The sequence below is a fragment of the Austwickia sp. TVS 96-490-7B genome (assembly GCF_019331795.1).
GTDB lineage: Bacteria > Actinomycetota > Actinomycetes > Actinomycetales > Dermatophilaceae > Austwickia.
The window spans coordinates 1-20,444 of the sequence record NZ_JAHPZL010000008.1 but is presented as its reverse complement, the minus strand read 5'-3'; the positions used below and the strand labels follow the sequence as shown (position 1 = coordinate 20,444).

Below are 20,444 nucleotides of genomic sequence, written 5' to 3'. Positions count from 1 at the left end.
CGGACAGAGTCCGATCCTCTCCTCTCTCCTGACATGAGTTTGCCAAAGACTAACTCACTTGTGGTTGCTGCCCTTCTCCCAACCCACATCCTGCCAACGCGGATGCATTCCCGCAAAGGCCGCAGGCCCCCAGTTAGCCAATCCCTTCCGCACCGCCATAATCATTGGCGCTGTCGACATCGGGATCTGACCGTATTCCTTGTTCCACTCGCGCTCGATGGCATTCATCTCCTTGGCTTGTTCTTTCATGTCCGAGATGGATCCGAGCTTCCGCATCCGCTCATCGAGTTCCTTGGAACCGGTGGACGAGTAATTGCTGGCACTGTCGGTACACATCGTCTGACAAAGATTAGTGATCGGCCATGCCGTTGTTGCGCTCCACGCCATTGCTATAACACCAAATTCGTGCTTGCTGACAGTTTCACTGAAGGATGCGGATGGGCGTTGGTCAATTTGGAGATCAATTCCAGCTTTCTTCATCTGGGACTGGGTCGTTTGGGCCAACGCCCTCGCCAGCGGGTCATCTCCAAATGTCGTGTATTTCAAGGTGAGCTTCTTGCCATCCTTGGCGAAGTAGTTGTCAGCTCCCATTTTATACCCAGCGGACTCCAGAGTCTTTTTGGCTTCCGCGGCTCCAAATGCCAGTGAAATAGTTTCTTCATATTCCGGCTGGAATGTAAAGAAGAGACCTGAATTGGTAGGCTTCTCGGTCCAATTCAGTCCATCAAAGCGAACTTTCTTCCATTCTTCGCGATCAAGAGCTTGCCAGTAGGCTTTCCTGACGTTGAGGTCACCCAAGCCTTCAGCTTTAGAGTTGAGGATATTCACGTTAGTGACAAGCCGCTGGCTACGACGCAAATCAAGATCTTTCGCCCCCTGAATCTGCTGGTAGCGCGCCTTGTTGCCCACTGAAGTCGCGTCTACCTCACCGTTTTTGAAAGCAGGTATGGTGGCAGAATCTTCCATTTGCCGATAAATCAACTTATCCAGCAATGGCTTATCCCCCCACCAATTATCGTTCCGCTTAAGGACAATCGTTTTGGCTTGCTGATCAATTTTATCAAGGGTAAATGGCCCAGAGCGCCATTCAGGATGGAAGTCACTCTTCATGGCAGTATTGAAGGTCTTCGCGTCAATGGCGAGCTTGGGATGAATGAGAACCTGAAAGAGCTCCACAGCTGGATAGAATTCTTGCTTCATGGTGACGACGACTTTATTGTCCGCATCGCCTTTCTTCACTGACTCGATGTCTTCGAAGCCAGTGGTGGCTACGTTTCCATATTCGCCTTTATCGACCGGGAGGCGGTAGGCCTTCCAGAATGCCTCGAATGCCGTCCAATCGATCGGGGTGCCATCATTCCACTTAGCCTTAGGGTTGAGCGTATAAGTAATAACCTGCTTACCTCCTTCCTTCTTGTCAACAGGCATTTCTTCCAAAAAATCTTTGTTGGGTTTAATCTTGCCGTCGGCTTCCCACTCAAACAACATTGGGTCAGTGGCGTTGATCACATATCCATACTCAGTGCTGTTGCCGTCGATGTGGTTCTTGTTAAAATTGGAGGGCCAGTCACCAATTTCCTGAGTGAAAGTCCCCCCTTCACTGAGTTCTGCTCTGGGTTTAGGATTATTAGCAACCAGCTTAGAGGCGCCGACAATATCCTGCGTTTCGGGAGCTTTCGATGACTTATCACCCCCGGAAGAACACCCTGCGAGGACGAGGCTGGCACAGGCGATAAGCATGAAGGCGCTGCGTGGGGCGCGTGAGGTCATGATGGTCTCCTTGCGGTGTGAGGCACCGACGAGGTGTCGGCGCGAGGGATGACGCCGGAGGTCGCGAGGACCGGTGACTCGGAGAAAAAGCAGGCTTGACGATGATCTAAGCGATCAACCTGTTCCAGAGATGGCTCTTCGGCGCGGCACCGTTGCTGGTCACGCTCCGGCAGCATGGCGAGCAATGGACAGCGGGAGACGAAGTCGCAGCCGACTGGACGGTCGAGCGGGCTCGGGAGATCTCCGGTGAGGAGAATACGCTGACGTGATTTTTCTAGGGCCGGGTCTGGCACCGGAATTGCGGAGAGTAATGCCCGAGTATAAGGATGCCGCGGATGATCGAAGACTTCATCAACCTGCCCGATCTCGACAATCTTCCCAAGATACATCACTGCAACGCGGTCACTGATGTGTCGCACAACCGCCAGATCATGAGCGACAAAGAGATAAGAGATCCCTAAATCTGCACGCAACCGATCAAGCAGATTAATGATACCGGCTTGGATCGATACATCCAGAGCTGATACCGGCTCGTCAAGGATGAGCAATTTCGGATTAAGCGCCAATGCTCGAGCAATGCCGATGCGTTGTCTTTGTCCGCCAGAGAACTGAGTGGGAAATCTGTTGAGGTGATCAGGCTCCAACCCTACAGTCCGCATTAATGCTCGGACTCGGGACTCTTGCTCTGCTCCTGTGATGCCATAAGCTCGTAAAGGCTCAGCAATGATTTCAAAAACAGTGAAACGGGGGTCGAGCGCACCCATGGGATCCTGGAAAACCAGCTGAATGTTACGACGTAGCGCAGTCACTTCAGATTTTTTTCTGAGATCTTTTACTGAAGTGCCCAGGACACTGATGTCTCCATGCGTTTGAGGAGACAACTCCATAATCTGCTGCAGCGTAGTGGTCTTACCGCACCCCGATTCGCCAACCAACGCCAAACATTCTCCCTCACGGATATCAAGGTCGATTCCATCGACGGCTTTCACGTCCCCCACCTTCTTTTTAAGGAAGGCGCCTTTAAGGAGTGGAAAATGCTTGTGTAAAGCTGAGACTTGAAGAACTTCACTCCGCTCTTGTCGGGGCACAGCTGCCAACGCCATGTCCGGAACTTTCGGGACCGGGAAGACAGCTGATGCGTCGATTACCCCTACAAGATCAGCGTGTCGCCGACAGGCTGATCGATGATCCCCTCCGAGAACAACCAAATCAGGCTCACCATCGAGGCACGAAGATTCCGCCATCGGGCAGCGAGGGGAAAAAGGACATCCAGTAGGGTCGGCTAAGAGGTTCGGAGGGTTCCCTTCAATGGGCACCAGGCTAGCCTTCTCCCGACGGTCTACTCGAGGTATCGCGCCCAACAATCCCAAGGTGTAGGGCATCCGTGGCCGGGTAAAAAGTTCGTTGACACTTCCCTTTTCTACAGCTCGTCCGGCGTACATCACCATGACTTCATCGGCGATGCCAGCGACGACTCCAAGATCATGAGTAATCATGATGACAGCCGCGCCAGTTTCTTTTTGCGCTACCTTAAGTACATCAAGGATTTGTGCCTGAATCGTGACGTCCAGCGCGGTAGTTGGTTCGTCAGCAATGATCACTCGTGGATTGTTGGCGATAGCTATAGCGATGACCACCCGTTGCCGCATCCCGCCTGAGAACTCATGCGGGTAGCAGTCGACGCGGGTTTTCGCACTGGGGATGCCTACGATTTCAAGCAGCTCGATTGCGCGGGCTCGAGCTGCCTCCTTCTCGAGTGTTCCGTGCGCTTGTAATGCTTCGATAATCTGGTCACCGACGGTAAAAACAGGCGTCAGCGAGCTCAACGGGTCTTGAAAAATCATGGCGATGTCGCTCCCTCGATGAGTCGACATCTCTCGGTCAGAAAGGCCAAGGAGTTCTTTGCCACCATATGTGATTGACCCGGTGATCTTCGCGGTATCAGGGAGCAACCCCATCACTGCCAGCGAGGTGACGGATTTACCAGAGCCAGACTCACCGACGATCCCCAGCACTCGTCCCGGGTAGAGATCGAAGTCAATTCCTCGGACGGCATGCACCGAACCAGCTTCGGAACCAAACCGAACATGTAAGTCTCGAACCGACAAGACTGGGGTCGTCCCGGTAGAGAACTCGGCGGTCGACTGGGCGTTCATGCACGGCCTCCGGACTTGCTATTGGGGTCAAGTGCGTCACGCAGACCGTCACCCACGAGAGAAAGGGACAAGGTGATCCACAGCAGACAGCTGACCGGACCCCAAAACAGCCAGGGGTACGCCGACAGTTGGCTACTGGCCTGGCCGATGAGCTGGCCTAGGGACACATCCGGCGGGCGTACTCCCACACCCAAGAAGGACAACGCTGTTTCCGAGATGATCGCGCCGAAGGTTCCAATCACCACATTGAGGATGAGGTAGGAACCGATGTTGGGAATAATGTGTCGGCGAATGATCTCCCAGTCAGAGACACCCAAATAGCGAGCGGAAATCACGAATTCCCGTTCCCGCAGTGACTGAGTGGTTGCTCGGACTACACGGGCAAGTCCCATCCATTGGAACATGGTGAGGAAAATCGCTAAATGGATGGCGCTACCACCGGTAGAGCCCATGAAGACTGCGATGAGCAAGAAGTATGGCATGAGCAAAAGCATGTCTAGGATCCACATCCCCAGACGCTCTCTCGTCCCACCCCAGAATGCGATGGCGGTGCCATATGCAGCACCGATCATCGGAGCGCACAAGCCTACGACCACGGCAATCATCAAAGATTTGCCGGTGCCCCGCACCAGCATCGCCCACAGGTCGACGCCGCCACTATTAGTGCCTAGGCGATGACCACCCTCTCCAGGTCCGACACCAATATTGAGAAGGTCCTGCGTGGTGTAGTCGAATTCGTTTCCGGCATTACCTACAAGCGTGAAGGCCACTGCGACCGTCAACATTGCTAGACCCAGCACGGCGCCCTTGTTACGCAGTAATCGCCTGATGATGAGAGCAGATTTTGACGTCACTGCTACCGAATCATCGTCGCTCTGCGTCTCAGCAGAAGGCATCTGCTGCACTACGGCGGCGGTGGTGATCTGTCCAACCAGTCCTGAGGGTTCGCTCCCGGCGACCCCTTCTGCGGTCGCCATGTCCGGGGTCTTCCCGCCGTCCACGCCATCGAGGGAAGTGGCTTCGATGGGGACTACCTCGGAGATCTCCGGCAGGACCGCGCCATCTGTGCGCGTCTCTTTGTCGGGCATGTCAGCTCACCCTCACTCGCGGGTCGACTACGGCGACAGACAAGTCGGCCAGGATCGCACCAATGGCAAACATGACTCCGCCAAAGGCCACTCCTGCGACGGCGGCATTGACGCTTTGTGTCATCGTGATTGCGTCCAGGGTGTAACGCCCCAGCCCTTGCCAGGCGAAGACGGTTTCGATGATAAACGTGCCAGTGAAGATTAGCGGAATCTGAAAGGCAATTGATTGGGCGACAGGGATAAATGATGTGCGCAGTGCATGTTTACGCACAGCTTGGGATTTGGTTAGCCCCTTAGCTCGAGCAGTGCGGACGTAATCTGCATTGATGTTGTCCAAAAGAAGCGTGCGTTGCAACATCTGATAGCTGACATATCCAACAATCGTTAATGCGATGGTTGGCAGAATGAGGTGTTGCAGCTCATCCACCATGTGCGCACCGGTCCCTTCCGGGGGAATCGGCGATCGCATGCCAGTGACGTAAACAACAGTTCCACCGCTACGTTCATTGAGGCCGATCCCAGTCATCTGCACCATGAGATAGGTCACCGGAGCAGGGATGCAGCTAATGATATAGCTCAGGGTAGTGACCACTCGGTCGGACAACTTGTACTGCCGGGAGGCTGCGAAAACGCCCAGCGAGATGCCTAGCACGATAGAAAGCAATGTAGCCAGGAGTACTAGACGACCAGAGATCAACGCTCGCATGAAGAACTCATCATTGATTCTGCTGCCATCCGGCCCCATCCCCCAGTCGAAGTGCAGGACCACCCCCTTGAGCCAGTCAAGGTACCTCTGTGTCGCACTGAGTTCGGGATCCAACCCGTTGGCCCGTAACTGGGCCTTCACCTGTTCAAACGTAGGCCGAGGAGTGCGCTCTAGCAGCCTGTTCTCCGGCCTCATGAAATTCACAGCGGCGAAATAGGCGATCGAGGTCGCGACGAAGATCATCACGACATAATTCGCCAACCGCCGGAGGATGTACTTAATCATGGTGTCGTCCTCGGACCCCGTCTCGTGTCGCGCTGTCGTGCGGGCGGTGTCGCCGACCTGGCAGGACGTTTCCTGGACCCGGAGGAGTCGACGACGGTGTCGGATCAGCGTCCGAGGGGGGCCGTGACCGTCACGACCCCCCGAGGACCTTGCATGACCTACTGGATCGAAAAGCTAGCACCGACACGCTGACACTCGAGTGCGAATCGCAGGGTTTGCCGAGCTTACCTGTCAACTGTTTTGAGGAAACGGCTGATCACCCTGAATCTCGGAATAAAAAGGAGCAGTCAACGCACCCAGAAGCTGGTGCTGATGTGATAACAGCAGCACCATAAGCCACACACGTCACACCTGGAGTGCGCTCCGATCAATGACTCCGCGTCCCCCCGGACAGCCTCCGCCGTAACCACGCCCACCGCTCCACCAGTCGCCCCTCAAAACCGCGATCTTTCGGTCGGTAATAATCCGCAACCCCGACCAGATCATCCGGCAAATACTGCTGGGCAGCCACCGAATCCACCTCGTCATGGGCATAGACATACCCCACCCCATGACCCAGCCGCGCCGCACCGCCATATCCCCCATCACGCAGATGGACCGGCACGGCACCACCACGGCCGGCTCGAACATCAGCGAGCGCCGCATCCACAGCGAGATACACCGCATTAGATTTCGGAGCCAAACAGTTGTGCACCACTGCCTGCGCTAACACCAGTCGCGCCTCCGGCATCCCAATCTGCGCGACAGCGTGCATCGCTGCGACCGCCGTCTGCAGCGCAGTCGGATCGGCCATAGCGATCTCCTCGCTCGCCGAGATCACAATGCGACGTGCAATGAAACGCGGATCCTCCCCTGCCTCCAGCATCCGCGCCAAATAGTGCAACGCCGCATCTACGTCGGACCCGCGCATGGACTTAATAAATGCGCTTGCCACGTCGTAATGCTGATCACCGGCCCGGTCATACCGCACCACGGCCTGAGCCACCGCTTGCTCGACCTGCTCGACAGTCACGATGACAGGGTTCTCCCGGTCAGGAAGACCCCGCCCACCCGGCATCGCATCCATCGCAACCCCGGCAGCTGCCTCCAATGACGTCAGCGCCCGCCGGGCGTCTCCACCTGCCATCCGCACCAGATGGTCCCGAGCCTGTGGTTCCACCACGAACGCCCCGGACAGACCTCGATCATCCGTCAGGGCCGCATCAATCACTTCGCCGACTTGCTCATCGGTCAAGGACTCCAACCGGATCAGCATCGACCGAGACAACAAGGGGGCAATCACCGAAAACGACGGGTTCTCCGTGGTCGCCGCCACCAGCAAGACGGTGCGATCTTCCACCCCAGGCAGCAAAGCGTCTTGTTGGGCTTTGCTGAACCGGTGGATTTCATCGAGGAACAACACGGTCTGACGACCGTGCAAACTGCGGGTACGACGTGCTGCCTCCATCACGGCACGCACGTCCTTCACCCCGGCAGTGACCGCAGATAACTCGACGAACTCACGGCCCGCCGCTTGAGCAACCAGATGCGCCAATGTGGTTTTACCGGTCCCGGGAGGGCCCCACAGGATGGCACTGAGCGGACCGGCAGCCCCCCCGTGCCCCTCAATGAGCCGCCGCAGTGGGCTACCGGGACGCAACACCGATGATTGGCCTCTGACCTCGTTCACATTCCTCGGCCGCATCCGAACCGCCAACGGCCGCACCCCGGCACCTGAGCTATCGCCGAACGAATTCGTCTCCGGAGGAGGCGTGTCAGAGAACAGATCGACAGAGTCCACAGGTCCAGTCTCGCAGGGCCTGCCGCAAGGACGACCTGCCCCACCAGAAGGTCTGCGTCACCGGCATATCAGCTCTGATCCACCACTACGGCATAGCCACGTGATCACCATCCAGCCCACCGATGTCACGGCCTTTCCGTGCAGATGAGACAGTGGTCACGTGAGCGTCACACATCCGCCTCGACCTGCCCGAACACCATTGCTGCACCGATTCGGAGCAGTCATGGCCCGCCGGGCCCGCATCGTCGTCATCGCCTGGCTGATCATCGCTGCGCTCTGCTACGGCGGAGCCACCGGGGCCTTTGGTACACCCTCCCTCTTCACACGACTCCATCAAGCAGAACCCTTCGTCCCCAGCGAATCTCACGACGCGGCCGACATCCTCGCTCATGCGCCAGATGCCGGCCCGTCCATCCTGCTTCGCGTCGACGGCGTTCGCGCCCAAGACCCCGCCGTCCTGACTGCCGGCAAAGATCTCCAACAGAAACTCGCCGCCACCCCCGACGTCCACCTGGTGCGCTCACCCTTCCTGGCGCCGCAAGCCGCGAAAACACCCCAGACAGCCGCTCTGTTCGCGCAGAACCGGGAGGACTCCTTCCTCATCGTCGCCACGATCAAGGACGATCTGCCCCAAAGCCGCCGGATGGACATCGCCCGCGACCTGGAAAACACCACCAAAACCGCGTTCAGCTCAATCCCGGCCGCGCAGGTCTCCCTCGGCGGCAGCGTGACCTTCCTGCATGACATCACCGCCCAAATCCAACGTGACCTCGCCATCGGTGAGGGGTTGGCCCTCCCGCTATCCCTGGTCGTGATGGTCTTTGTCTTCGGCGGTTTCCTCGCCGCAGGTATCCCTATTATCGGCGCGCTCGCTGCGATCGCTGGTGGATTGGCCAGTCTGTGGGGTTTCTCTTATGTCACTGAGCTGGACGCCACCGTCGTCAACATCACCACTCTCCTTGGGTTGGCTTTGTGTATCGACTACGGGCTGTTAATCGTCAGCCGTTATCGGGAGGAAATCCGGCGGATCGCCCCGGACGTGGCGCATGACGACATTGACCATGACCATCTCGTTGAAGCCGCTGCACATACCGTCGCCACCGCTGGACGCACCGTGTTGTTCTCCGCGGTGATTGTCGCCATCTCCTTAGCTGGGTTGACCGTTTTTCCCGCTCCGGTCATCCGCGCGGTAGGACTGGCTGGGGTCACCGTTGTCCTGGTCGCTTTGGTAGTGGCATTGACGTTAGTGCCCGCCCTGTGCATGCTCGGCGGGCGGCGCTTAGTGCGTCGTCGTACCGATGACTCCCCCGACGACGGGATGTTCGCTCGCCTTGCCCGCGCTGTGGGGAAGTCGTTCATCGCGGTTGTCGTGGTGACGACCGCAGTGCTGCTGGCTGCGGCTTGGCCGTTGATGTCGATGCGGCAGGTTTCTTCCAGTTCTGACCTGTTGCCCGCAGAAAACACCCAGCGACAATTCTTTGATGCGCTGGGACGGGATTACCCGCTGGTCCTCGAACCCACAGCGGTCGTCTTGGCTCGCGCCACCCCGGAGCAGCTGACCGCGTACGGCGCCGAAACTGTGGCGAAGCTTCCCGGCGTCACCAGTATCGATCCGGTACGGCGGGTCGACGACCAGCATGTCGCTTTGGGGGTACGCGCCAAGGACGCCAACGTTGACAACGGTCAAGGTCGTCGCCTTGTCGAAGAGTTACGTGCGCACCGGCCGGCGTACCAGACCTGGGTCTCCGGTGGAGACGCCCGACTTCTCGACTATCTCGAGGCCATCGAATCGCGGGCACCGTTGGCTGCTGGCATCGTGGCGTTAGCGACGATCATCCTGATGTTCTTGATGACCGGGTCGTTGGCTTTACCCATCAAAGCCTTGTTGTTTAACGTCCTATCGCTGGGCGCCAGTCTCGGCATCCTGACCTGGATTTTCCAGGGGGGACATCTGGAAAGCATGTTGGGTTTCACCTCGGCTGGTGGAGTCGAATCAGTGACACCAGTGATCATGTTGGCCTTTGGGTTTGGCTTGGCAATGGACTACGAGTTGTTCCTGCTGTCACGGGTGGTGGAATTGCATGAACAGGGGTACGACGATGCCCGCGCCGTGGAATTAGGTGTGCAACGCTCCGGGCGGATCATCACGTCGGCGGCATTGTTAATCCTCATCGTTCTGGCCGGTTTGGGGATCGCGAAAATGCTGATCGTCAAACAAATCGGCATTGGCCTCGCTGTCTCCGTGGTGTTGGATGCCACCTTGGTGCGGATGCTGTTGGTGCCAGCGACGATGCATCTCTTAGGCCGGTGGAACTGGTGGGCTCCCGCGCCGATGCGCCGCTGGTATGAACGGCACGGCATCACGCACTGACGTCGTGGATGGCCCAGGTGACTGACTATTCTGGGCCATCCACTCCCCCATGTCAGGTGTGGGCTACCCGGGCGAGGACATACAACCGGTCACTCGGATATTCATCGTCTACCGGGCCCCGCAGATACCACTCCACCACCTGCAATCCAGCAGCTTCGACGGTCCCCCGGAACACCACCGGGTCGTGCAAGACCAGATCCAGGTCGACCAAGACACCAGCCAGTTCACTCTCGTGGTGCACCTCTGTGCCAGCGTGCACCGCCAACAACAGCAGGCCGCCAGGCTGTACCACTCTCGCGAGAGCCTGGAGCGCGGCGGGTAATTCTGAGGGTGCGAGATAGACCAGGGAATACCAGGATGTGACCGCCGCCCACCCTGCAGCGGTCGAGGGGCGCAGCAGGCGCCGTAAATCCCCCACCGCGAAGGGTACGTCGGGGAAACGCCGCTGAGCCTGCTCAATCATCGCCGGCGAGAGGTCATATCCGCTGACCTGCACCCCTTGGCTGGCCAGGAAACCGGCCACCTTTCCGACTCCGCAACCCACGTCCGCGACCGGACCGACACCCACTTCATCGGCGAGGCGACTCAATAACCAGGCATCAAAAGGTCTTCCCGTCAGATCATGTGCTTGCCCGTCGGCGTAGGCAGCAGCGGCGGCGTCGTACGACGTCCGAACCTTGGCGTCCCTGGCGTCGTGGCCTGCAGCGAGGACCATCTCACGGTCGATATGCGCAGTCGATGATGCTCCATCATCGTGCCCCCATGCGTCGACCGGCCCCAAGGTATGCACCCATCGGGAATCATGCTGTCCGGGACGTCGCGCCAACTCGCACACGAGCCCACGGTCACGCAATTCATGCAAGGCGTCCTCGACCACAGCCCGGTCAGGGAACTGATGCAACCGTTCACTGCGGGTGCGCAGTTCACCTGCGGTTTGCGGCCCACGGAGCAGCAGCACGGTCAGTAAGGCACGTCCGGGATCGTTCAGTCCGAGCCGCTCATCAAGTCGCTGATGATATTTCAAGGTGCGTTGTCCCCGGTCCGCGACCACAACTCGCAGCAGTTCACGATGTTTGAGGTCACGCGTGCACCGCTCCAGGTCTGCACTCTCGTACGTCGTGACGGGGTCTCGGCTGGAAGTCTGATTACAGGCGGTGCGCAATGCGTTCAGCGTGAGGGGATAACTGGCGGGCACCGTGATCTGTTTCTCCATCAAACAACCCAAGATGCGTTGCTGCATCGCGTCGAGTGGTTCGCCGAGGTCCACCGGTACGTGCGACATGCCCTGAATCTACCTGCCCGGGATCCGTCCGTTGTGGCTCACTGCGGAGTACGTCGATAGTCGATGATGATCACCTTCACGCAGTCCTGTCGGTGCTCTCGTACAAAACCACGTGCTGCCAAAACTGTCTCGAGGTCGCTGTGCCCGGTGCGGGCATGCTCCCGGTTCAACAACACCAACCTGACCCGCTGCGCTTGGTCCGGCACCGCGTTGTTATCCAGAGACCATTCGTCCAGACCCGCTGGATCGGCTTGCGGATATCGCGGCATGTCCACTGCCCGTAGATCAAAAGCGGTGCTCAAGAAATGGCTAGGCGTGGCCAGGACATCTCCGTCGTGGCGAGTCGCCTGGAGGTAGCTTTGTGCTTCTTCGAAACCATCCTGGTGGATCGGCGCCGACAACGCGCCCACTCCTACCACTCCTGACAACCCAGCTACCACTGCGATCCCCGCCCTGGCGATCTGCGAGGGCAGGTCGGCGACACATAATGCAGCGAGGACCCCTACTGCTGGCACTGAACCAATCACGTAACGGGCGTTGAAGACTGGCGTGCGCATACTCACGAGAGTCAGGACCGCCGCTGGCACCAGCAGCCAGGACAGGACGGCCAGATACTGACCCCGATCCCGATGCCCTCGCTGGAGCACTATGCCGACGCCTGCCGCGATGAGCAGATCGACGGCCACAGCGGCCCAAGCCCATCCCCCTGAGGGGACCCAGAGTCCGCCTGCTGGTGCCAAGACATCATCCAGGATCGCCCAGCCGCGAGGTGGCTCGATCCACGGAACCTGTCTGGTGCGTTGCGGTGCACTCACGATGGCCAGGGCAGCCACCACGGCTGTCAGAAGTATCGCCGCAGGCCATGACCCGCGCGGCAGAGGTCGCTGTCGTCGACGCATCGACAGCCACCCAGCGATCGCGAGGACCCCAACCACCAGCGCGGCAAACACATGAAGCACTATTGCCGCTGCCGCGAGTGTTGCGGCGGCACGCACCGCCCGCCGCCGCAACATCAGATTGACTGCAGCAACGAGACACGCCGCTACCAGCGCGTACGGTCGAGCCTCCATACTTTGATGGATCATCATCGGGTTGGTAGCGACCAGGATTCCGGCCGCCAGCGCCCCACCAGCCCCGCCGACGTACTGACCGATCGATGAGCTCAGCGCCACGGTCACTCCGAAAGCGAGTACCGAGAGCAGCCGTAATCCGATCAACGGATCAGGTGAGAGAGCCGCGACCCCCCGAGCGAGGGAGTAGTACCCAGCAAAGACGGCATCATTGTGGCTGAACAAAGCCACGAACTGATTCCAGGAAGTGGTCGCCGCGTAGATCGTCGCCGCCTCATCCCGAAATAATCCATGCCGCACCGTGAAGGGCAGCAGAATCATCGCTGATGCCAGGCCACCCAGGTGACACCATCGTTGAAGAGCACGGTCTGAGATAGGGGGGTCAGCGGTGACGACACCTGCGGCTATGGCGCGGGAATGGGCCGACCAGTTCATGCGAGCAGCATAGAAAGTCAGGCCACCGCATGGAGGGGAAGGACGCCGCTCCAGCGCTGAAATGGCACCTGATCACGACGAAGGGGCCGCGTCCCAGGCCGCCATCAGTTCTCGCTGATCGATATCGTGATCGCAATAGTCAAATTTCGTTAAACTAGGTTCAGCGCGGAATCTGCACTGTTTGTCCTTGTTCGTCAAGGTAAGCTTCACTCCCGTGGGGACACGTGGTTTGAGCGATCGAACGAGGTCGATAAATGATCCGCTGGTAGTGATCTTCGCGCTGATGCCTTTCACGACAGGATCTGTGACAGATACAGTGGCTCCAGCGGGGACATCCTGGAATCTTGTGTCGCGCATGTCGACTTGGGTGACAGTCGGCAGGTCACGGATTCTCCGATAAATGGTGATCCCAGCGTCAACGGTGGCGGCGTTCACGGCGATCCCATCGTTCGTGTCGTGGGTTGAACAATCACGGTACAGAGATTGTGGATAGCAGGAACCCAGCTGGCCTATGACTCTCACTGCGTCTTTCCCCAGTGGGATCTGGACTCCGACGCGAAGTCCCTGCAGCATCGCTGTGCGAGAGGTCGCAGTAAACTTAATTGTCTCTGAGTCCACGCTGACCCATCTAACGCCGCCGACCTCGTGCATGCGGTCGGCGGCGCCAGCGAGCGCCAGGATGGAATCGGCTTGGGATTTCGGCCTGATCCAGTGCCCAATCACGACCTTGAGAGCCGGGCCGGCCGTAGCTGCCGCTGCCGTGCGCAGTGATCCCAGCCCCTGGGGTTCCACCAGCACCTTCAAGAGAGGTCCGTAGATTTCGATCTGACGCATGACCGCTGACTCATCGATCTTTTCCAGGGTTGCGCCTACGGTGGCCGGGATGGTGCCCCACTGTCCGTTAGTGGTGAAGCTACCATCGACTTCCTTGGCAGGAATGAGGTTGATGTCTATTCCGGAAGGAGCGACTTCATGGAAGGTGGTCGTGTCGGCTCCAAACATCTGCGCTGTTCCGCTATAGGCATATCCCGACTGTGCTGGTCCATAGCATGTCAGCCGCCCTTGAAACTGCCGGTGGGCGGCACGGAGCCGTCGACGTAACTCTTTGGCTTGTTCTTGGGGCCCATCATTGGGGCAGACCACCACTCCGTTGGACCATAGTCCAGTCCGAGTGTAGCTTACTGAGACCGTCGGGACGTATTGTTCAAACTCTCTCTGGATTGCTTCCAGGGCCTCGTCACTGGCTTCCGGTTTGGCGATGATTCCCGCCTTAAGAGCCCCCGCTCCGGGAAGAGTGTTATCCCCTGACGTCTCAGCCTTTTCGATGTCATGGGGAAATTTTTGGGTGAAATGCTCTGTGAATTCTTTCGCCGCATCTGTCCCCGCGTTGAGATGGCAGCCCGACACGCCAAGGGTGAGGCCCATCATGGCGGCGGTAACCGCCGACCACATCGCGCGTCTTCTCTTCATGATCATCCCCCCAAAATCTGTGATTCCAGGAGATCCTAGAGCAGCCCACCCTCGTCGAGATCACGGTCTATCTCGTTCATCCCGCAGCGCAGCTGTCTCGATAGAGGATGCCCTGGTAATGCACGTCACACCCCGAGCAGACCGTACGCCGTGAAAATCTCTCGAAGAGAAGCGAGATGGCCCTGCGGAGGGATCACCTCAGCCGCAAGTCCGACCGCTCGAGCAGCAGCGACATTGTCAGGTCGGTCATCCACAAATAACAGTTCTTCTGCTCGCAATGCGAGACGGGCTGCGATGCGCCGGAAGTATTCGGGGTCGGGTTTGGCCACACCCAGCTCATAGCTGTAGAAGCATCCATCCAGGACATCCTCATAGCGGAGGGTGGCGCGCATATGAGCAGCTCGCACAGCCTGTTGATTCGTGGCCAGGTAGCACGGGGTGCCCTGCTCTCTGACCTGTACGACGATGTGGAGTGCCTCCGGGTCAGGCCGAATGGTTAACCAGGGCGCGAGGACATCGTCGACAGTGCAACTGAGCTGATGTTGACGGAGGTAGTCCTCCAGGTGCGCGCGAAAATCGCCGTCCCCTCTCAGGGAGCGCTGCTCCACCTCGAAGCAGTCGGTGACAAATTGAGGCCCGCCCAGCGCGTGGAGTTGTTCCTGCCAGTCGGTAGGGGGGAATTGGATGACACCGTCGGCATCAACGAGTACGGCGGCGGGACGGGTGATCCGGTCGTGGCCTGTGGTCATAGTTGTCACGATCGGCGGCGGGGCCCCACGTCCGGGGCCCCGCAGCCGATGTCGCATTCTCAGGCCTGAGAGCCCTCGATGACAGCGTCCTTAGCGGGCGCCGGTTTCGCGTCGACCCCTGCTTCCTTGCGCTGTTCTGGGGTGATCGGTGCGGGCGCCTCAGTGAGTGGGTCGAATCCGCCACCAGATTTGGGGAAGGCGATGACGTCGCGGATCGAGTCGTAGCCTCCGAGGAGCATGACGATGCGGTCCCAACCGAAAGCGACTCCACCATGCGGCGGGGCGCCGTACGCGAAGGCGTCGAGCAAGAATCCGAATTTCTCTTGGGCTTGTTCTTCGCTCAATCCCATCACCGTGAAGACGCGCTCCTGGACGTCCCGTCGGTGGATACGGATAGATCCTCCACCGATCTCGTTGCCGTTGCAGACCATGTCGTAGGCGTAGGCGAGCGCTGGTCCGGGGTCAGTGTCGAAGGTGTCGAGGTATTCGGCTTTGGGTGAAGTGAACGCGTGGTGCACTGCTGTCCAGGCTCCTGCGCCAACGGCGACGTCACCGGCTGCGACGGCTTCAGAGGTGGGCTCGAAGAGGGGTGCGTCGTTGACCCAGAGGAAACTCCAGGCGTCTTCGTCGATCAGGCCACAGCGTTTGCCGATCTCCAACCGGGCAGCGCCGAGGAGAGCGCGACTGGGTTTGGTGGCACCGGCGGCGAAGAAGATGCAGTCCCCGGGCTGGGCTCCGGTGTGCGCTGGTAGCGCTGCGAGTTCAGCTTCGGAGAGGTTCTTGGCGACCGGTCCGGCCAAGGTGCCGTCTTCACCGACGGTGATGTACGCCAGGCCTTTAGCGCCGCGCTGCTTAGCCCATTCTTGCCAGGCGTCGAATTGGCGCCGTGGCTGGCTGCCGCCACCGGGCATGACGACGGCGCCGACGTACTCGGCTTGGAACACCCGGAAGCTGGTGTCTTTGAACAGTTCCGTGCAGTCGACGAGTTCCTGTCCAAACCGCAGGTCCGGCTTGTCGCTCCCGAAGCGCGCCATCGCTTCGGCGTACGCCATCCGGGGGAACGGCGTCGGCAGGTCCACCCCGATGAGTTTCCAGATTTCTCGGACGATGGCTTCGCCGACCTCGATGACGTCGTCCTCGGTCACGAAGCTCATTTCGATGTCGAGCTGGGTGAACTCGGGCTGCCGGTCGGCGCGGAAGTCCTCGTCGCGGTAGCACCGGGCGATTTGGTAGTAACGCTCCATGCCCGCGACCATCAACAACTGTTTGAAGAGCTGTGGGGACTGCGGGAGGGCATACCAGCTACCCGGCGACAGTCGCGCGGGCACCAGGAAGTCACGGGCGCCTTCGGGCGTGGAGCGGGTCAGCGTCGGCGTTTCGATCTCGACGAAGTCGCGGGCATCGAGGACTCGGCGCGCGGCCTGGGAAACCTTGGAGCGCAGCCGGATCGCATGCCCGGCGTTGTGGATGCCGGGGCGACGCAGGTCGAGGTAGCGGTGGCGCAGGCGGGCTTCTTCACCGACGGTGGTGCGCTCGTCGATCTGGAAGGGCAGAGGCGCTGCTTCGGAGAGGACCTCAATGTCTGCGGCAACGACTTCGACCTGGCCGGTGGGCAGGTCGGAGTTGATGTTTTCGGCGCCGCGCAGGGTGACGTCACCGGTGATCTTGACGCAGTATTCGTTGCGCAGACCGTGGGCAGCGCCGGTGAGCACCTCGTCCCGGGCGACGACTTGGACGACTCCGCTGGCATCCCGCAGGTCAATGAATTCCACTCCCCCATGGTCGCGGCGGCTGGCGACCCAGCCGGTGAGGGTGACGGTCAGGCCGACATGCTCGGCCCGTAGTGATCCTGCGGTGTGGGTGCGCAGCATGCGCTCTTCCTTTCGTATGTCCCCTGCATAGACGGTGCGGGAACGGGGCACGACAACGGATGCGCCCACCACTGTACGGCGTTGTGGCTGGATGCCGACAACGCCTTATTCGTCCGGTCATCGGCGTGACCGTCCGGGACGCGCGGTGGAGGTCAGCGATCCCGGTGCACTTGGATGACGGCGGGGCGAGGCTGGCGGACACCGGTATAAGGAAAAAGGCTGGCGGGGGCCTGCGGGCTGGCTCCGTCGATCTCGCCGGGATGTTGGACGGCCACCAAGACGGTGCGGTCGTCGAAGGAGATGACGGGGCCGCAGGTTTCGGCGCCGACCGGAACGGAAAGGAACTGGCGGAGTTGTCCGCGGGTTGGCCCCTCGACGGGCATCATGTAGAGCCCGTCGCAGTGCCCGAGGGTGGAAGGTTGCCCATCGGTGGCGATCCACAGGTTGCCACGCGAGTCGAAGGTGATGTTGTCCGGGCAGGAGATGGGGGTGACGAGTCGGGGGTCGACGCCTGCGAAGGAGGTGTCCGGGTCGGTGGGATCCCCGGCGAGCAGGACGATATCCCAGGTGAAGGTGTCGCTGCGGTGCTTGAAGCGGTCTGGAGTGATTTCGATGATGTGTCCGTGTTTGTTGGCGGGTCGCGGGTTGGCAGCGTCGACTTGGGCGGGGGTACGACGAGTGTTGTTGGTGCACACCATGTAGACCCGCCCGGTAACGGGGCTGGGTTCGACGTCCTCGGGCCGGTCCATTTTGGTGGCCCCCACTCGGTCCGCGGCAGCTCTGGTGAAGATCAACACCTCTGGGACAGTCATGTCGGGGATGCAGGATCGGCCGTCACGCACGAGCGGGATCCATCGTCCGGTGCCGCTGTGGTGTCCGTCACGGGCGTTCTCCCCGGTGAAGGCGGCGACGTAGAGGTCTCCTGATTCGAGGATGCGGGCGTTGTGGGATCTCGCCGAGGGCGACCATCCTCGACGTAGAGAGCGGTGGGAGACGAACTTGTAAAGGTACTCAAATCGTTCGTCGTCGCCGGTGTAGACCACGACAGTGCCGTCGAGGTCTACGGCGACAGTGGCACCTTCGTGTTTGACCCGGCCCAAGGCGGTGTGTTTGCGCGGCGAGGAGCGCGGGTCATGGGGGTCGATCTCCACGACCCAGCCAAACCGGTGGGGTTCGTGGGGTTCCGCGCCGATATCGAAGCGGGGGTCGACACGTTCCCATCCTCGGCCTGAGGAAGTGATGCCATACCGCTCAAGGAGTGGTTTCGCATCGGCAGGGGCACGATCTGCGGTGAAGTACTGGTTGAAGTTCTCCTCACCGGAGAGGACTGTCCCCCAGGGGGTGACTCCGCCGGAGCAGTTGTTGAGGGTTCCCAAAACCCGCCGTCCGGTGGGGTCGGCCCGGGTACGCAGCAGCGGGTCCCCAGCCGCTGGCCCGGTCAACTGGCAGGGGGTCGTCGCCGTGACTCGTCGGTTACGACGCCCAGTGGGCACGGCTTCCCAAGGTGCACGGGAGTTGCGCCGTCGTACGTCGACTACCGACATGCCGTGGGCGGCCATGATGATGCGCAGCTGTTCCTGGCTGAGGTCCTTCGATGAGGTGATCCCACGAAACATCAGTTCGTCGTTGGTGTATTCGTGGTTGACGACGAGGATGGCATCGTGGCGTCCCTGCCGTAGCAGGGCCACAAAGTCGTTGCCGTAACCGAATTGTTTTTCTTGGGCGGCGCTGCTCTGACGGTCAAAATCGAATCGGGGTGCCCCAGCGACAACGGGATCTCCCCACGTCATCAGAGGTGACCAACGCCATCCGGTGGGGACCACCACCGCGTCACGTCCCGCTGGTTGCGCGGAAATCGCCGTGAAACCGAAGAGTCCGCACTGCCTAGCATCCTCGGCGGCCACGGAGTCCTCACCAGCTGGGTGAGGCGCAGCGACAGCGATACGGGTCCCAGCAGTGCTCGCCAGCCCGATACTGGCGGTGGCTAGAGCACTAGAGCGCAAAAATCCTCGGCGACTCATCGCGGCTGCGGCGATATCCGTGAAGCGAGGATTGTCCCCTGTGTTGGAAATGTCCTGGCTGCAGGCGTCACCACACCGGTATCGACAGGTGGACCGCGACCGTCCACCTGGGTGTGCGTGGCTGGGGTAGGGAAGCGGAATCGGAGACATATCGCGTCCTTCGGGCAGAGGGGCGCGTGGCCGACGAGAGCCTCACCACGCTGGGGCCACTGCCATCGTCGGTAAGTCACCGTGTCCCTTGGGCAACGACGACGTGTCTCCTGAATGAACGGTCGGTAACAACGAATGAATGGTGATTAATCCTGATATGTCCAGGTCAGTCGATCATGTCACCGTCGACATAAACCCACTTCCCCGCGCGTCGCATAAAACGGCTGCGCTCAGTCATCGCGCGTTCCTGGCCATCCCGACCTCGAGAATGCGCCCGATAGGTGACCGTACCCACCTGGTGATGCGCTTGGCCGTCCTCGCTCGCCAGGATCTCTAAGCCGACCCACTGATGCTCTGGGTCGAGATGGAGATCTTCAGGGCGGGTACGGGCATGCCAGGTCCGTAACAGGTAGGCCGGATCACCGACCGCGAAAGCGCTATACCGGGAACGCATCAACGCCTCAGCGGTGAGGGCTCGCCGACTCCCGTCATGCAGGGCACCGCAGCACTCGCCGTACGTCGTCCCCGGTGCTGGCCATCCTCCACACGGACAGATGCGATTGGTGCTAAGGATGTCCCCGAAACTGGCCCCGCTCACCATGGTGTCATTCCGTATCTTGCCGGTACGCCGGGTGCGCATGGAACGGAATGTCGACAGGTCGCAGCGTCTGCCAATGCCGGTCACGGGCGGCGGCGGTAGCTAAGACCCCGAGTTGCGCGAGAGCATTCGTGAGCCGGCCGGAGAGCACTGCGGTCACAGCGTCATCCAGATCGATCCAGGCCAGCGGCATCCCGAGCTCTTCGCCGTCTCGCTGATGCCGCTGTTCTGGAGGCACATCATGCAGGTCGCGGGCGAGGTAGACCCGGATTGCCTCGCCGAGCCCTCCGGGAGAGGGAAACACATCGGTGAGGTGATGCCAGCGGTCGGCATGGAGGTCTACTTCCTCCGCCAGTTCCCGCTCAGCGGCTCGGTGCGGGGCCTCCCCCGCGACATCCAGGAGACCCGCTGGCAGTTCCCATTCGGTGGCTTTGACGGGATGGCGGTATTGCTTGATGAGGATGAGTTCGTCGCGCCCCTGGTGTTGGCGCAGTGCCACCACTGCGACAGCGCCCGGATGTTCGATGTATTCGCGGGTGACTTCTCCAGCTTCGCCGAGGTCAACCCGGTCTCGACGGACATCCCAGATGGCGCCGCGGAAGGCCACTTCGGAGGCTCGGACGGGCTGGGCGACGAATTCGT

General features: G+C 60.1%; 14 protein-coding genes. 1 reads left to right on the top strand and 13 read right to left on the bottom strand.

The genetic code is table 11. The features are described from left to right. Positions 1-54 precede the first annotated feature (54 nt). From KEM60_RS10670 to KEM60_RS10650, 5 genes are all read right to left on the bottom strand, one after another. On the bottom strand, positions 55-1,770 hold the full coding sequence (locus KEM60_RS10670; RefSeq protein WP_219107605.1) for an ABC transporter family substrate-binding protein: 1,716 nt from the start codon (positions 1,768-1,770) through the stop codon (positions 55-57). Next, positions 1,767-3,926: an ABC transporter ATP-binding protein gene (locus KEM60_RS10665; RefSeq protein WP_219107604.1), complete on the bottom strand. Its 2,160-nt coding sequence runs from the start codon at positions 3,924-3,926 to the stop codon at positions 1,767-1,769. Before KEM60_RS10665 ends, KEM60_RS10670 begins: the two co-directional genes overlap by 4 nt. Further along, the gene (locus tag KEM60_RS10660; RefSeq protein WP_255574522.1) at positions 3,923-5,014 is read right to left on the bottom strand and encodes an ABC transporter permease; all 1,092 of its coding nucleotides are present in this window, start codon (positions 5,012-5,014) and stop codon (positions 3,923-3,925) included. Before KEM60_RS10660 ends, KEM60_RS10665 begins: the two co-directional genes overlap by 4 nt. Position 5,015: 1 nt before the next feature. Further along, a complete protein-coding gene (locus tag KEM60_RS10655) occupies positions 5,016-6,005 on the bottom strand; it encodes an ABC transporter permease (protein ID WP_219107603.1) in 990 nt (329 codons plus the stop codon). 367 nt (positions 6,006-6,372) lie between these two features. Then, entirely contained in the window at positions 6,373-7,785 is a 1,413-nt protein-coding gene (locus tag KEM60_RS10650; RefSeq protein WP_370626356.1) for a replication-associated recombination protein A, read from the bottom strand. Between the two features lie 160 nt (positions 7,786-7,945). Here KEM60_RS10650 and KEM60_RS10645 point away from each other — a divergent pair, with 160 nt between their 5' ends. Further along, positions 7,946-10,156, top strand: coding sequence for an MMPL family transporter (locus KEM60_RS10645; RefSeq protein ID WP_255574521.1), 2,211 nt, complete (start codon positions 7,946-7,948; stop codon positions 10,154-10,156). 52 nt (positions 10,157-10,208) lie between these two features. On the opposite strand, the gene KEM60_RS10640 is transcribed toward KEM60_RS10645, so the two are convergent. From KEM60_RS10640 to KEM60_RS10605, 8 genes are all read right to left on the bottom strand, one after another. After that, positions 10,209-11,438, bottom strand: coding sequence for a DUF480 domain-containing protein (locus KEM60_RS10640; RefSeq protein ID WP_255574520.1), 1,230 nt, complete (start codon positions 11,436-11,438; stop codon positions 10,209-10,211). 38 nt (positions 11,439-11,476) lie between these two features. Then, complete coding sequence (locus tag KEM60_RS10635) at positions 11,477-12,943, bottom strand: hypothetical protein (RefSeq protein WP_219107602.1); 1,467 nt, start codon at positions 12,941-12,943, stop codon at positions 11,477-11,479. Between the two features lie 72 nt (positions 12,944-13,015). Then, positions 13,016-14,413 (bottom strand): hypothetical protein, encoded by a 1,398-nt coding sequence (locus KEM60_RS10630; RefSeq protein WP_219107601.1) that lies wholly within the window; start codon positions 14,411-14,413, stop codon positions 13,016-13,018. 125 nt (positions 14,414-14,538) lie between these two features. After that, positions 14,539-15,162, bottom strand: a complete 624-nt coding sequence (locus KEM60_RS10625; RefSeq protein WP_219107600.1) for an HAD family hydrolase — start codon at positions 15,160-15,162, stop codon at positions 14,539-14,541. A 59-nt stretch (positions 15,163-15,221) separates the two neighbouring features. Then, the gene (aspS, locus tag KEM60_RS10620) at positions 15,222-17,033 is read right to left on the bottom strand and encodes an aspartate--tRNA ligase (RefSeq protein WP_219107599.1); all 1,812 of its coding nucleotides are present in this window, start codon (positions 17,031-17,033) and stop codon (positions 15,222-15,224) included. 152 nt (positions 17,034-17,185) lie between these two features. Next, positions 17,186-19,204 (bottom strand): PhoX family phosphatase, encoded by a 2,019-nt coding sequence (locus KEM60_RS10615; protein ID WP_219107598.1) that lies wholly within the window; start codon positions 19,202-19,204, stop codon positions 17,186-17,188. 166 nt (positions 19,205-19,370) lie between these two features. After that, entirely contained in the window at positions 19,371-19,805 is a 435-nt protein-coding gene (locus KEM60_RS10610; RefSeq protein WP_219107597.1) for a YchJ family metal-binding protein, read from the bottom strand. A 4-nt stretch (positions 19,806-19,809) separates the two neighbouring features. Further along, positions 19,810-20,444 (bottom strand): NUDIX hydrolase (locus KEM60_RS10605; RefSeq protein WP_219107596.1); only part of this gene is annotated, 635 nt, incomplete at its 5' end.